At 59.2% G+C, this 14,015-nt stretch carries 9 protein-coding genes and 1 riboswitch; of the genes, 6 read left to right on the top strand and 3 right to left on the bottom strand.

Going from position 1 to position 14,015, the window contains the following annotated elements; genetic code table 11:
* Positions 1–14: 14 nt before the first annotated feature.
* Entirely contained in the window at positions 15–2,126 is a 2,112-nt protein-coding gene (locus ABIE59_RS08585) for a 4Fe-4S binding protein (RefSeq protein ID WP_354446049.1), read from the top strand.
* 1 nt (position 2,127) lies between these two features.
* On the opposite strand, the gene acuI is transcribed toward ABIE59_RS08585, so the two are convergent.
* Both acuI and exaC read right to left on the bottom strand, forming a co-directional pair.
* Positions 2,128–3,111 (bottom strand): acrylyl-CoA reductase (NADPH), encoded by a 984-nt coding sequence (acuI, locus tag ABIE59_RS08580; protein WP_354446047.1) that lies wholly within the window; start codon positions 3,109–3,111, stop codon positions 2,128–2,130.
* Between the two features lie 277 nt (positions 3,112–3,388).
* Positions 3,389–4,909, bottom strand: a complete 1,521-nt coding sequence (exaC, locus tag ABIE59_RS08575; protein WP_044389289.1) for an acetaldehyde dehydrogenase ExaC — start codon at positions 4,907–4,909, stop codon at positions 3,389–3,391.
* Positions 4,910–5,211: 302 nt separating this feature from the next.
* Positions 5,212–5,318: riboswitch (guanidine-I (ykkC/yxkD leader) on the top strand.
* Between the two features lie 57 nt (positions 5,319–5,375).
* On the opposite strand from exaC, the gene ABIE59_RS08570 reads away from it, so the two are divergent.
* From ABIE59_RS08570 to ABIE59_RS08550, 5 genes are all read left to right on the top strand, one after another.
* On the top strand, positions 5,376–6,101 hold the full coding sequence (locus ABIE59_RS08570) for an urea amidolyase associated protein UAAP1 (RefSeq protein WP_354446044.1): 726 nt from the start codon (positions 5,376–5,378) through the stop codon (positions 6,099–6,101).
* Between the two features lie 12 nt (positions 6,102–6,113).
* Positions 6,114–6,752, top strand: a complete 639-nt coding sequence (locus ABIE59_RS08565) for an urea amidolyase associated protein UAAP2 (protein ID WP_354446042.1) — start codon at positions 6,114–6,116, stop codon at positions 6,750–6,752.
* Entirely contained in the window at positions 6,743–10,369 is a 3,627-nt protein-coding gene (gene uca, locus ABIE59_RS08560; protein WP_354446040.1) for an urea carboxylase, read from the top strand. The genes ABIE59_RS08565 and uca overlap by 10 nt, the downstream gene beginning before the upstream one ends.
* 68 nt (positions 10,370–10,437) lie before the next feature.
* Positions 10,438–11,505 carry a putative urea ABC transporter substrate-binding protein gene (locus tag ABIE59_RS08555; RefSeq protein ID WP_354446038.1) on the top strand — a complete coding sequence of 356 codons (1,068 nt, stop codon included), beginning with the start codon at positions 10,438–10,440 and terminating at the stop codon, positions 11,503–11,505.
* A gap of 225 nt (positions 11,506–11,730) precedes the next feature.
* Positions 11,731–12,348 (top strand): TetR family transcriptional regulator, encoded by a 618-nt coding sequence (locus ABIE59_RS08550; RefSeq protein WP_354446036.1) that lies wholly within the window; start codon positions 11,731–11,733, stop codon positions 12,346–12,348.
* A 185-nt stretch (positions 12,349–12,533) separates the two neighbouring features.
* Here the strand turns inward: ABIE59_RS08550 and glnT are convergent, their stop codons facing one another.
* Positions 12,534–13,892 (bottom strand): type III glutamate--ammonia ligase, encoded by a 1,359-nt coding sequence (glnT, locus tag ABIE59_RS08545; RefSeq protein WP_354446034.1) that lies wholly within the window; start codon positions 13,890–13,892, stop codon positions 12,534–12,536.
* Positions 13,893–14,015 lie beyond the last annotated feature (123 nt).

Genomic DNA, 14,015 nt, shown 5'->3' with positions numbered 1-14,015 from the left:
CTCAGGAGACCACCATGGCCGGGCGCTTTCTGCTCTCGCTACTGCTTTGTTGTTTGGCCGCAACGCCCTTGCGGGCAGAACTTTCTGACGACACTCGGCAAGTCATACAGGAGCTGTTTCCCTCCGCCACGGTGATTGAAGACCAGTTGGCCGATTTCCCGGTGTATCCGGTTTACCAACTGCAGGAACTGCTGGGATACGCCTACGTTTCAACAGACTTCAGCAAACTGCCCGGCTTTGCCGGCAAACCCATCACTATGATGATCGGCCTGGATACACGCGGGCGCTTTACTGGCGTGCGGGTGCTGCATCACCACGAGCCGGTGTTTCTGCATGGCCTTGGCGAGGAATCGCTCCATGAGTTCGTCGATCAGTATGAGGGGCGCGCACTCACCGAACAGATTGTAGTCAGTTCCTCCGGCCGTTCAGGCCGCAGCTCAGCCGGCAATGTGGTGTACTTTGATGGCGTCAGTAAGGCTACGGTATCGGTTCTGATCATCAATGATTCCGTACTCTCTTCTGCCCTGAAGGTGGCGCGCAATATGCTCGAGGGATTCGCCCAGGCCGCGCCCACCCGGGCACGTCAGGACCTATACGAGCCGCTTGGCTGGGAGCAGTTGCTGGAGCGTGGTTACGTCACCCGCCTCAAGATCACAGCCGAGGACGTGGAGCAGCAACTGGGCCGTCCGCTGTCGGATTATCCCGGCAACCTCGAAACCGATGAAGGCGAGGCTTTCTCAGAACTCTATCTGGCCTACATGAACTCTCCCATGGTCGGTCGCAACCTGTTGGGCGATGAGCGATATCAGGCCTTTCGGGAGCGGCTCGGTGACAATGGCAAGGTAATGCTGGTGATGTCACAGGGCAAATATCCCCATATTGGCGCGGACTTTGTGCCGGGCAGCACCCCCGACCGCTTTGGCCTGAGTCAGAATCAGCTGTCTGTCGAGATGCGCGACCTGAACTGGCTGGAGACGGGTCAGGGCCTGGCCGCTGCCGGCATGCCGAAAATGACGGCGATTAACCTGTTCCGGGTAGGCGGTAACGCCGGCTTTAACCCCGGAGCCGAATCCACACTGACTCTCAATGCAGTGTTAGCCCGAAATCATCTGGTGGTGGACACTGCCCGTTTTGAGCTGCCCGTTGCCTTCCCGGAAGAATTGTTTGAGGCCGTGGACATTGCTGTCGGGCCGGAGCAGTCGCGGGCGCCCATGTGGATCGGGCTCTGGAAGGAACGCTGGTGGCAAATCGCCTTGCTGGTTCTGAGCCTGACGGTGTTGACGATCTTCTTTGCCCGCCAGAAGACTCTCACCCGGCACCCGAAGCTGGTCCACCGGTTTCGCTGGGGCTTCCTGTTCTTCACCCTGTTCTTTATCGGCTTCTACGCCCAGGGCCAGTTGTCGGTGGTGAACATCTACACCTTGCTGCTGGCCATCAAGGATGGCTTCAGCCTGAACATGTTCCTGCTGGACCCGGTGATCTTCATCCTCTGGACCTACACGTTCGTCACCCTGTTCATCTGGGGCCGGGGGGTGTTCTGCGGTTGGCTGTGCCCGTTTGGTGTGCTGCAGGAGATGGCCGCCTGGCTGGGCCAGAATCTCCGGTTCCGGCAAATCAAGGTGCCCGAACGCTGGCACCGGAAACTCATCCTGATCAAGTACCCGGTGCTGCTGGCCATCGTTATTGCATCGTTCTATTCGCTGACCCTGGCTGAGCAGCTGTCGGAGGTGGAGCCCTTCAAAACCAGCATCACGTTGTTCTTCGTGCGCTACTGGCCGTTTGTGGTCTACGCCGTGGCCCTGCTGGCGGTGGGGATGTTTATCCACAAGTTCTACTGCCGCTATCTGTGCCCCCTGGGTGCCGGGCTGGCGGTGCTTGGCAAGTTCCGGATCTTCAGCTGGCTGGAGCGGGTTGACCGTTGCGGACAGCCCTGCCAGCACTGCAAGAATGCCTGTGGCATCAACGCCATTCGCAAGGATGGCCGGATCGATTATGACGAGTGTATCCAGTGCCTGGAATGCGTGGTGATTCTCCGCGACCAGAACCAGTGCGTGGATGCGATTGTGCGCAACAAGCAGCAACAAAAGCAGGCACGGATTCTGGCCACGGACGCGGCCGGGGCCTGAATCAGCCCGCTACGGGGATAACGATACGACCGCGGATCTTGCCGTCCATGAGACGGCTGGCCGCATCGATGGCATCATCGAAGGCCACTTCGGTGATCATACTGCCGAGCAGCTCCGGGGACAGGTCCTCGGCCAGTCGTTTCCACGCGTAAAGGCGGTCTGCTTTCGGAGCCATCACACTGTCGATACCACACAGGGTCACGCCACGCAGAATGAACGGGGCGACGGTGGACGGGAAGTCCATACCGGCAGCGAGGCCGCAGGCGGCGACCACACCGTGGTATTTCATGCCGGCGCAAACGTTTGCCAGCACCTGGCCTCCAGCCACATCCACCGCGCCAGCCCAGGTTTCACGGGCGAGGGGTTTACCCGGCTCGCTCAGCTCAGCGCGATCCATGATCTGTTTGGCGCCCAGCGACTTCAGATAAGCCTCCTCTTCCTTCCGGCCGGTCACGGCGGTCACGGAGTAACCCAGCTTGGCCAGAATGGCGACCGCCACACTGCCAACACCACCGGTGGCGCCGGTCACCAGAATATCGCCAGACTCAGGCTTCACGCCGTGCTTCTCCAGGGCGATGACACACAGCATGGCGGTGTAACCGGCGGTACCAATGGCCATGGCCTGACGAGCCGTAAACGGAGCCTGTAAGGGAATCAGCCAGTCGCCGGACAACCGGGCTTTCTGGGCCAGGCCGCCCCAGTGTTTTTCACCCACACCCCAGCCGTTCAGGACCACTTCGTCACCGGCCTTGAAGTCGGGATTGGAAGATTCAGTGACCACACCGGCCAGATCGATGCCCGGCACCATCGGATAGGTCTTGGCAATGGGCGCACGACCGGTAATGGCCAGAGCGTCCTTATAGTTCAGGGTGCTGTATGCCACATCCACAGTCACGTCGCCTTCCGGTAACTGCGCTTCATCTATGGACTTCAGGGACACCTGCTGGTCGCCCCGGCTGCCTTCGATCAGAATACCTTTGAACATATGCCCTCCTCGAATCAGCGGCCAAAGTAAACGCCCTAGCGCGCGCGGTCAGCCTCAGCCAAAAAAATAATTTACGAAATCGCCCTCACTGTAGCGTAAACGGCTGTAAAAATAGAGGAATAAAAAAGGCCCTGGGAAGGGCCTAAGGAGAGTGTAGAAAGATCCCGCGCTCCGCGAAGGAGCTACCTGACAAATGCCAGGCCAACAATGTGCACCGTCCCTGTGCGGTCACACGAAACGGGGCCCGTGTGGATGAGCCCCAACTGCCACTTGCAGATCAGAAGAACCCGAGCGGGTTGGTGTCGTAGCTGGTCAACATACACTTGGTCTGCTGGTAATGTTCCAGCGCCATCTTGTGGGTTTCACGGCCTACACCGGACTTCTTGTAACCACCGAACGCGGCATGTGCCGGGTACGCGTGGTAGCAGTTCATCCATACCCGACCGGCCTGAATGTTGCGGCCCATCCGGTAAGCCAGGTTAGTGTCGCGGGTCCAGACGCCGGCACCCAGGCCAAACTCGGTGTCGTTGGCGATCGCCAGGGCTTCTTCCTCGGTCTTGAAGGTGGTCACACCGACCACTGGCCCGAAGATTTCTTCCTGGAATACGCGCATCTTGTTGTCGCCCTTGAACAGGGTCGGCTGGATGTAGAAGCCGTTGTTGAACTCGCCTTCCAGATGCTCACGGTCACCACCGGTCAGCACAACCGCGCCTTCCTGACGGCCGATTTCCATGTACGACATGATCTTGTCAAACTGTTCCTTGGACGCCTGGGCACCCACCTGAACGTCGGTATCCAGTGGGTTGCCGCGCTTGATGGCCTTGGTGCGCTCAACCACTTTCTGCATGAATTCTTCAAACATGTCTTCCTGAACCAGCGCCCGTGACGGGCAGGTGCACACTTCGCCCTGGTTGAAGAACGCCAGAACCAAACCTTCCACGCACTTGTCGATGAACTCCGGCTCAGCCTTCATCACGTCAGAGAAGTAAATGTTCGGTGACTTGCCACCCAGTTCAACGGTAGACGGGATAATGTTTTCCGCCGCGCACTTGAGGATGTGCGAGCCAACAGGGGTGGAGCCGGTAAAGGCGATCTTGGCAATGCGCTTGCTGGTGGCCAGGGCCTGGCCGGCTTCGATGCCGTAGCCGTTAACAATGTTGAGCACGCCCGGCGGCAGCAGGTCGCCGATGATTTCCATCAGTACCAGGATACTGGCAGGGGTCTGTTCGGCAGGCTTGAGCACGGTGCAGTTACCGGCGGCAAGGCACGGGCCCAGCTTCCAGGCCGCCATCAGCAGCGGGAAGTTCCAGGGGATGATCTGGCCAACCACACCCAGCGGCTCATGGAAGTGGTACGCCACCGTGTTGTGGTCGATCTCACCCATGTGACCTTCCTGGGCGCGCAGGCAGCCGGCGAAGTAGCGGAAGTGATCCGCCGCCAGGGGAATATCAGCGTTCAGGGTTTCGCGAACGGCCTTACCGTTGTCCCAGGTTTCGGCAACGGCCAATTTTTCCAGATTGGCTTCAATACGATCAGCAATTTTCAGCAGGATGTTGGAGCGCTCGGTGGGAGAAGTCTTGCCCCAGGCCGGTGCTGCTTTATGGGCGGCGTCCAGGGCCAGTTCGATATCTTCAGCGGTCGAGCGAGGAATCTCACAGAAAGCCTCGCCGGTGACCGGCGTAATGTTCTCAAAATACTGGCCCTTAACCGGCGCTACCCATTCACCGCCAATGTAGTTCTCATAGCGGGATTTAAAAGAAACAACGGAGCCGTCCTTTCCTGGTTGTGCGTAGATCATGATATCGACCTCTTTGTTGTGTTTGTCGCATGGCAACGCGGCCTTTCGCGTTTACCCATTCAATGTAGACCCCATGCCGATTTCCGTGAATGCGTCGTTGGGGGCGAAAAACTCGTTCCTTGGTAGTAGATGACCTTGCACAAAAAGGGTGCGCGCGCACAAGCGCGAGTCACCCAGCATTGGGAACCCCACAAATAAACTAATGAAAACAGCAGGTTATATTTTGGCACAAACCCTGCAGAAGCTTCAGCACGCAACGAGAAGTCGGTGATTGAAGCCACCATCGAAGCGCAACAATCTGACCAATGGTCAACTAGGGTTCCGGTCTGTGCGCCATCAAAACAGATGCCTGGTCCGAGAGTTGACGACCTTTTCCAAGGTTACACGGCGGGACAAAAGCCCGGGAGAATCGTTCAGTGACTGACGTCTCTCGTTTTTTTGACACCCGACCCAGAAGGAAAAGGTTATGCTCGAAACAGCAGCCCCCCTCTACGACGATCTGATTCCCGGCGGATCCCACTGGTCGTTCATCATGCGTCGCGGCCACGTGCTGCGGCTGATTGACGAAACCGGCGGTGCCAACGTCGGCATGCTGATGTACAACCCCGAGAATCACCTCGAGCGTTACAACATGCCGGATACCCTGAAAAACCAGCACACGTTTCTGCTCACCAAAGGCCATGTGCTGCTGTCCGATATGGGCCGGGTATTTGCCTCCATCATTCGCGATGACCTGGGTTGGCACGACACCGTCAGTGGCACCTGTAACGCCGATCTGGTGGAACAGCGCTGGGGCAGGAAGACCTATCAGGAAGCTCATAACCATTATTACCGCAATGGCTTCACCAGCTTTCTCAACGAACTGGCCAAATATGGCCTGGGCAAGAAAGACCTGACCGCCAACCTGAACTGGTTCAGCAAGGTAAAGACCGACGATGAAGGCAACATGGCGTTTGTCAGCGACCACTCCCACGCCGGTGCCACCGTCGATCTGCGTTTTGAAATGGATACCCTGGTGGTTCTGCACACTTGCCCGCACCCGATGAACCCTGCCACGGAGTATCCGCACAATCCAGTGCGCTACCAGCTGTTCAAAGCCGCACCGGTGACCGATGCCGACCCGTGCAAGACCTCGTCGCCGGAGGCCGCAAGAGCCTTTGCCAATAACGCCCTGTACCACCTGTTCCAGTAACGGAGGCCGGACATGATCAAGCAAAGCGCACTGAAGCCCGAACAAGCCGCCTTCCGTGAAACCGTACCGGCAGGCGAATACTTTCTGAAAGTGGTCAAGGCCGGTGAAACCGTCCGGATTCTGGACCTGGAGGGCAACCAGGCCGCAGACACCCTGTTCTACAACGCCCACAACCCCACCGAGCGTTACAGTGCCGTGGACACCATCCGCGAGCAGGGCAACGTGTACCTGACCGCCGGTTCAAAACTGATGTCCTCGGAAAACAACGTGATGCTGGAAATCACCGCCGACACCTGCGGCCGCCATGACACCCTGGGTGGCGCCTGCGCGGCTGAAAGTAACACCACGCGTTATGCCTTGGAGAAGAAGTGCATGCACGCCTGCCGGGACAGCTGGCTGGTGGCCGTCACCGAGCATGAAGCGCTGGGTATGACCAAGCGGGACATTACCCACAACATCAACTTCTTCATGAACGTGCCGGTGACCGCCGACGGTGGCCTGACCTTCGCTGACGGCATTTCCGATGCTGGCAAGTACGTCGAGCTGGAAGCGAAGATGGACGTGCTGGTGATGATCTCCAACTGCCCGCAGCTGAACAATCCCTGCAACGGCTGGAACCCGACACCGATCGAGGTGCTGGTATGGAGCTGAACGGGACATTCGACAAGGTTCTCATTGCCAACCGGGGTGCCATCGCCTGCCGGGTGATTCGCACCCTGCGGGACATGGGCATGACATCGGTGGTGGTCTACGCCGAGGCGGATGCGGATTCGCTGCACGTGCGCCAGGCCGATGAGGCGTATTCCCTCGGTGAAGGCTCGGCGGCCACCACCTATCTCGACCAGGACAAGCTGTTTGCGGTCATCCGAGAGAGCGGCGCCGGAGCCATTCACCCAGGTTACGGCTTCCTCAGCGAGAACGCCGATTTTGCCCGCCGCTGCGATGCCGAGGGCGTGGTGTTTCTTGGCCCCACGCCTGAGCAGATGGAGCAGTTCGGCCTCAAACACACCGCCCGGGCCCTGGCCGAGAACGCCGGCGTACCTCTGCTGCCCGGCACCGGGCTGCTGACCGATCTGGACGATGCCCTGCAAGCCGCCGAGACCATCGGCTACCCGGTGATGCTGAAAAGCACAGCCGGCGGGGGCGGAATCGGCATGTCCCGCTGCTATGGTCCGGACGACCTGAGCAAAAGCTTCGAGTCAGTCCAGCGCCTGAGCCAGAATAACTTCAGCAACAGCGGCGTATTCCTGGAAAAGTTTGTGGAACACGCACGCCATGTGGAGGTGCAGCTGTTCGGAGACGGCCGGGGCCGGGTGCTGGCCCTTGGCGAGCGGGACTGTTCGGCCCAGCGCCGTAACCAGAAAGTGATTGAAGAAGCCCCCGCGCCGGGGCTGTCCGATGACGTTCGCACCCGCATGCACACCACCGCCCGCCAGCTGGGTGAGCGTATTGGATACCGCAGTGCCGGCACGGTCGAGTTTATCTACGACCCGGATACCACCGAGTTCTACTTTCTGGAGGTAAACACCCGCTTACAGGTGGAGCATGGTGTTACCGAGCAGGTGTTTGGCATCGACCTGGTACGCTGGATGGTGGAACTGGGCGCAGGCACCCTTCCGAGCCTGGCCGAACTGGGCGGCAACCTGAGCCCTTCCGGCCATGCCATTCAGGCCCGGATCTATGCGGAAGATCCCAACAAGGACTTCCAGCCCGGCGCCGGACTGCTCACCAGCGTGGCCTGGCCTCGGGACGGCGGCCTTCGCATAGACACCTGGATTCAGCCGGGCACGGAAGTGTCGCCACTGTACGACCCCATGCTGGCCAAGGTCATCGTGCACGAACAGGATCGGGAGTCCGCCCGCCAGCGGCTGATGCAGGCACTGGATAACAGCCAGCTTTACGGCATTGAGACCAACCTCAAGTATGTGCGCCAGGTTCTGGACGACCCGCGCTTTGCCGGAGGTCGTCTGTTTACCCGCACCCTCAATGAATTTGAGTACCGCCCCGCCACCGTGGATGTGCTCAGTGGTGGCACCCTGACCATGATTCAGGACTATCCGGGCCGAATCGGCTACTGGGAAATCGGTGTTCCGCCCTCCGGGCCGTTCGACAGCTATTCTTTCCGGCTAGGCAACCGCTTGCTCGGCAATCCAGAGGGAGCACCGGGGCTGGAGATTACCCTCAAGGGCCCGGTGCTTACTTTCAATCGTGCCACTCAGATTGCTCTTACCGGTGCGCCGATGGACGCCACACTCAACGATGAGCCGGTTGAGTTCTGGCAGGTGATTGATGTGCCCGCTGGCGCCACCCTGAAACTGGGCGCCACCACCGCCGACGGCGCACGGGCCTATGTTCTATTCCGCGGTGGGCTGGATTGCCCGCAATACCTGACCTCGTGCAGTACCTTTACCCTCGGGCAGTTTGGTGGCCACTGCGGCCGGGCCCTGCGGGCCGGCGATGTGCTGGCCCTGGCAGACGCTGAACCCGCCAACCCGATCACCCTGCCTGCAGACCTGAAACCGACCATCGGCAAAACCTGGAAGCTGCACGTTACCTATGGCCCCCACGGTGCGCCGGACTATTTTACCGGTCAGGACATCGACACCTTCTTCGCCAGCGAGTGGGAAATTCACTACAACTCCAGCCGCACCGGCGTGCGCCTGATTGGCCCGAAACCGGAATGGGCGCGCAGCGACGGCGGTGAGGCGGGTATGCACCCCTCCAATATCCATGACAATGCCTACGCCGTGGGCACCGTGGATTTCACCGGTGATATGCCGGTGATCCTTGGGCCCGATGGCCCGAGCCTGGGTGGTTTTGTCTGCCCGGTCACAGTGATCAGCGCCGACCTCTGGAAACTGGGCCAGCTCAAAGCCGGCGACAAGGTACAGTTTGTGCCGGTGAGCCAGGATCAGGCGGTAGCCCTGCGAGAAGCCCTGGACGAATCGGTCGCCACACTGACCGCTGCCACCGCCCACATAACGCCCATCGAACCGGAAACTCCGATTCTGGACCGCCTGGGCATGGACGTGCATGAAACCGGCGTGGTGTACCGGGCCGCCGGCGACAACTATGTGCTGGTGGAGTATGGCCCCATGGAGCTGGATATCCGCCTGCGTTTCCGTGCCCATGCGCTGATGCTCTGGCTGCGCGAGCAGAATCACGATGCCATTCTGGAACTGACCCCCGGCATCCGATCCCTGCAGGTGCACTACAACAGCCAGAAGCTGAACCAGCGTGCCCTGCTGGACCTGCTGATCCGCGCCGAAAAAGAACTGGAAAAGCAGCCGGAATGGGACGTTCCCGCCCGCATCGTGCACCTGCCCCTGTCCTGGGACGACGAGGCCTGCCAGACCGCCATCGCCAAGTACATGCAGTCGGTGCGTAAGGACGCACCCTGGTGCCCGAGCAACCTGGAATTCATTCGCCGCATCAATGGCCTGGACAGCATCGACGAGGTCAAGAAGACCGTGTTCGACGCCAGTTACCTGGTGATGGGCCTGGGCGACGTTTACCTGGGTGCGCCGGTAGCCACACCCCTGGACCCGCGCCATCGACTGGTGACCACCAAGTACAACCCGGCCCGTACCTGGACGGCAGAGAACTCCGTGGGCATCGGCGGCGCCTATCTGTGCATCTACGGCATGGAAGGCCCCGGCGGCTACCAGTTTGTCGGCCGCACCCTGCAGATGTGGAACCGCTACCGCACCACGGACTTCTTCGAGGAAGGCAAACCCTGGCTGCTGAGGTTCTTTGACCAGGTACGCTTCTACGAAGTCAGCGCCGAGGAACTGCAACAGATTCGCCGGGACTTCCCCAACGGTGACTACCCGATCCGCATCGAGGAAACCCGGTTCAACCTGAAGGACTACGAACAGTTCCTGGCGGACAACAACGACGAGATCGAAGCCTTCACAGGCAAACGCAAGCAGGCCTTCGACGAGGAACTGCAGCGCTGGATCGAGTCTGGCCAGATCAACTTCAGCTCTGAAGCACCGATCGAGGAAACCGGGGAGGACGACATCGCCAACCTGCCTGCAGGCCAGCATGCGGTGGAAAGCCACATTGCCGGCAACGTTTGGGAGTGCCTGGTCAAACCCGGCGATGTGATCAGCGCCCAACGCCCGGTGGCGGTGGTGGAGTCGATGAAAATGGAGATTGAACTGCTGAGCCCGATTGCCGGCAAGGTCATTGAAGTGCGGCGAGAGCCGGGCCAGGCGGTCGCCCCGGGCACCCCCGTGGTGATCGTGGAAGAAATCACCGAGTAATCAGGAAACGTGACAAATCGAAATAATATCAAACCCGAAAACACGGGCATGGCCCGAGGAGAGACACCATGAAAACACGCACTTTCACAAAACGTCTTGCGGCCGGTCTGATGACCGCCTCCCTGTCCATGGGCGCCCTGGCCCAGGAAAAGGATTCCTTCAGCATTGCCTGGACCATCTACGCTGGCTGGGTGCCCTGGCAGTATGCCGAGGACTTCGGAATCATGAAGAAGTGGGCAGACAAGTACGATATCGAGGTGGATATCGTGCAGGTGAACGACTACATCGAATCCATCAACCAATTCACCGCCGGCCAGTTTGACGCAGTCGTTGCCACCAGCATGGATGGCCTGTCGATTCCGGCTGCATCGGGCATTGATACCACGGCGCTGATCGTGGGCGACTATTCCAATGCCAACGATGGCCTGGTATCCAAGGACGCCAAATCCATTGAGGACCTGAAGGGTGAAACTGTACACCTGGTTGAGCTGTCGGTGTCCCATTACCTGCTGGTACGGGCGCTGGATACCGTGGGGCTGGAAGAGCGTGACATCCGGGTGGTGAACATTTCCGATGCCGATCTGGTGTCTGCCTTCCAGACCAACGACGTGCGCCATGTGGCCACCTGGAACCCACTGCTGACCGAGGTGGCCAATTACCCCGGTGCCACGCCGTTGTTCGATTCCAGCCAGATTCCGGGGCATATCAAGGATCTGACGCTGGTGAACACACAGACGTTGGCGGACAATCCCAAGCTGGGCAAGGCGATGGTTGGCGCCTGGTATGAGACCATGAGCATTCTGGCGTCTGACTCGGAGCAGGGGCAGGAGGCCCGGGCGTTTCTGGGCGAGATTTCCGGGACGGATCAGGCCGGTTACGAGGCGCAGCTGGCGGGCATGAAGATGTTCTGGAAGCCGGAGAATTCGGTGGAATTTATCCGCAGCGATGAAGCCCGGGAGGCGATGGATAGCGTTCGTCAGTTCTCGTTTGATAAGGGCTTGCTGGGCCAGGGAGCGATGAGTCCTGACTTTGTTGGCATCGAGTTTCCGGATGGCTCGATCATGGGTGATTCCAGCAATGTGAAGCTGCGGTTTAACGATAGCTACATGCAGATGGCAGCGGATGGCGAAATCTAACGCCACTCAAACTTAACCAATAAAACCACCGGGCACGAACATTCGTGCCCGTTTTTGTTTAAACTTCGCAGGTGGGTTGGTGTGGGAATGCCTATCCAAAACACGCTCCTTCGGCACATCCATGTGACGCTTGGGCTCCGCCATCCCTGGCTCCGCACAGTTTTGGAAAGGCATTCCCACACCAACCTTCCAACTGCACTGTAAGCCGTCGAGAAAAAACCCTTTATGCGTCGCACCAAAGAAGATGCCGAGAAAACCCGCCAGACCGTCCTGGAAGCCGCACTCACCCTGTTCAGCCGGGACGGTTACTCCCTGACAACCCTGAGCCGGATTGCCAAGGAAGCCGGTTGCAGTCGCGGGCCGATTTACTGGCATTTTCAGACCAAGGACGACCTGTACGAGGCGGTACTGGGCTACTCCCAGGAACCGCTTGAGGTGCTGGTTGCCGAGTGTGCGGCGATGCGGGATACGCCGATTGAGGCAATGGACCGGTTTATCGACCAGTGGCTGAGTCTGTTGGCCAACAACCGGCAGTATCGGCAATCGTTCGAGATTCTGTTGAACAAAACCGAACTGACCGATGCCATGAGCCGGACGTTGAAGCGTGAACGGGCTTTGACGAAGTCGATCATCGGGTTGTTTCAGGACCTGGTAGGGCGGGCCATTGAGGATGGAATGATCTCGACGCAGGAAGATCCAAAGGATCTGGGCTTGCTGTGTTACACCTATCTGATGGGCATCACCCAGACCTGGCTGTTTGCGCCGAAGCTGTTTTCGCTGAAGAAGGAAATGCCGTTTTTTCAACGGCAGTTCTGGACTCACCTGGGAAGGAAATCGCCGTAAAGCGTTATGAGACTGGCGCGGTAGCCGCAGGCAATACCGGAGTAGCGATGGTGAGTGGGTAGCCTGTCAGGGACTGTCGAAAACAGGGATGTTTTCGTCAAGCGTACACGGACGTATTCACAGCGTGTCCCTGACAGGCTACCCGCTTGCCAGCGCGGGCGCCCGGCTCTATAAGAAGGGGCGACTCAGAACATCTTCAGGTATCGCCTCACCTCCCACTCAGACACGTGGTTCTGGTAGCTCTCCCACTCCCCTTTCTTGTAGTCAACGAAGCTCCTGAACATCGCCTCACCGAAGACTTCCTTTGCCAGCGGGTCGGCCTCGAAGGCTTCGACCGCTTCCCCCAGATTACGGGGCAGGTATTCGATGCCCTGTTCGGCGATCTCCGCGTCGCTGTAGTTGTACATGTTCTCGTGGTGCGGGGCGCCGGCGTCCAGGCCTTCGCGGATACCTTCCAGGCCTGCGGCCAGGATCAGGGCGCTGCCCAGGTAGGGGTTACAGGCAATGTCCGCGGCACGGCATTCGATTCGACCACCCACGCCGGGGATTCGAACCATGTTGGTGCGGTTGTTGGAGCCATAGCACATGAACACCGGCGCCCAGGTGGAGCCCGACATACTGCCCTGGCGTACCAGACGTTTGTAGCTGTTGACCGTGGGAGCAATCACGGCACTGATAGCGGCACCGTGTTTCAGCACGCCGGCGATGAAGTGATAGGCGATTTTGCTGATGCCGCAGTCATGCAAATCATCACCATTGGGCTCGAACAGATTCTTGCCGGTTTTGAGGTCTGCCAGGGACATATTGTAGTGGGCGCCGCTGCCGGTGCGGTCAGCGAAAGGCTTGGGCATAAAGCTGGCGAAGGCACCGTGTTTGCGGGCGATTTCGTTGGCCATCATGCGGAAGAACACCAGGCGGTCTGCCATGGTCAGGCCGTCGGCGTATTTGAAGTCGGTCTCGAACTGGCCGTTGGCGTCTTCATGATCGAAGGAATACACATCCCAGCCCAGCTCGTTCATGGCCTCCACCAACTCGTCCATGATGGTGAAATTGTCCATCAGGGTGCGCGGGTCGTAACAGGGCTTTCCCAGGGTGTCGCGGTCGCTCAGCGGGGCAAAGCCGCCGTCTTCGGTGTCCTTGAACAGGAAGAACTCGGTTTCAATACCCAGGTTGAAGCGGAAACCCATGTCGGCGGCCGCTTCCAGCTGCCGGCGGAAGATGTTGCGGGAGCAGGCTTCAAACGGCTTGCCATTCAGGTACAGGTTGCCGGGGAACCACGCCAGTTGACGGTTCCAGGGGCAGATGGCGACGCCGTTGGCGTCTGGCATGGCGGCCACTTCGTCGTCGGAGATGTCCTGGGGTACGCCGTCCAGGGCCGCACCGGTGTACAGTTCCGAGCCTTCCATCATCTGGCCCAGGTGGGCCACCGGGACAAATTTGCCCTTGCTGATACCGTGGATATCCACATAGCTGGCAATGGCGTATTTCACGCCGGCATCGGTCAGTTGCTGTTTCAGGGCCGGGGTGTTGGTCAGGTCAGTCATCGTGATTCCTCTTGTACCCGTTAGCGCGGGCTGTCGTTGTGTGATCTGGCACGTTTCTTTCTACGTCTTCACCATTCAACTTACATGCCAGCATGTATATATAAGATCAGAAGACAGAATTCC

It is taken from the genome of Marinobacter sp. MBR-99, assembly GCF_040547575.1.
GTDB lineage: Bacteria > Pseudomonadota > Gammaproteobacteria > Pseudomonadales > Oleiphilaceae > Marinobacter.
This window is presented reverse-complemented; position numbering and strand designations above follow the sequence as displayed.

Excerpts from the sequence above, each read along its gene's own strand:
- ABIE59_RS08585 (WP_354446049.1), top strand. The coding sequence starts at position 15 with ATGGCCGGGCGCTTTCTGCTCTCGCTACTGCTTTGTTGTTTGGCCGCA.
- acuI (WP_354446047.1), bottom strand. The coding sequence starts at position 3,111 with ATGTTCAAAGGTATTCTGATCGAAGGCAGCCGGGGCGACCAGCAGGTG.
- exaC (WP_044389289.1), bottom strand. The coding sequence starts at position 4,909 with ATGATCTACGCACAACCAGGAAAGGACGGCTCCGTTGTTTCTTTTAAA.
- ABIE59_RS08570 (WP_354446044.1), top strand. The coding sequence starts at position 5,376 with ATGCTCGAAACAGCAGCCCCCCTCTACGACGATCTGATTCCCGGCGGA.
- ABIE59_RS08565 (WP_354446042.1), top strand. The coding sequence starts at position 6,114 with ATGATCAAGCAAAGCGCACTGAAGCCCGAACAAGCCGCCTTCCGTGAA.
- uca (WP_354446040.1), top strand. The coding sequence starts at position 6,743 with ATGGAGCTGAACGGGACATTCGACAAGGTTCTCATTGCCAACCGGGGT.
- ABIE59_RS08555 (WP_354446038.1), top strand. The coding sequence starts at position 10,438 with ATGAAAACACGCACTTTCACAAAACGTCTTGCGGCCGGTCTGATGACC.
- ABIE59_RS08550 (WP_354446036.1), top strand. The coding sequence starts at position 11,731 with ATGCGTCGCACCAAAGAAGATGCCGAGAAAACCCGCCAGACCGTCCTG.
- glnT (WP_354446034.1), bottom strand. The coding sequence starts at position 13,892 with ATGACTGACCTGACCAACACCCCGGCCCTGAAACAGCAACTGACCGAT.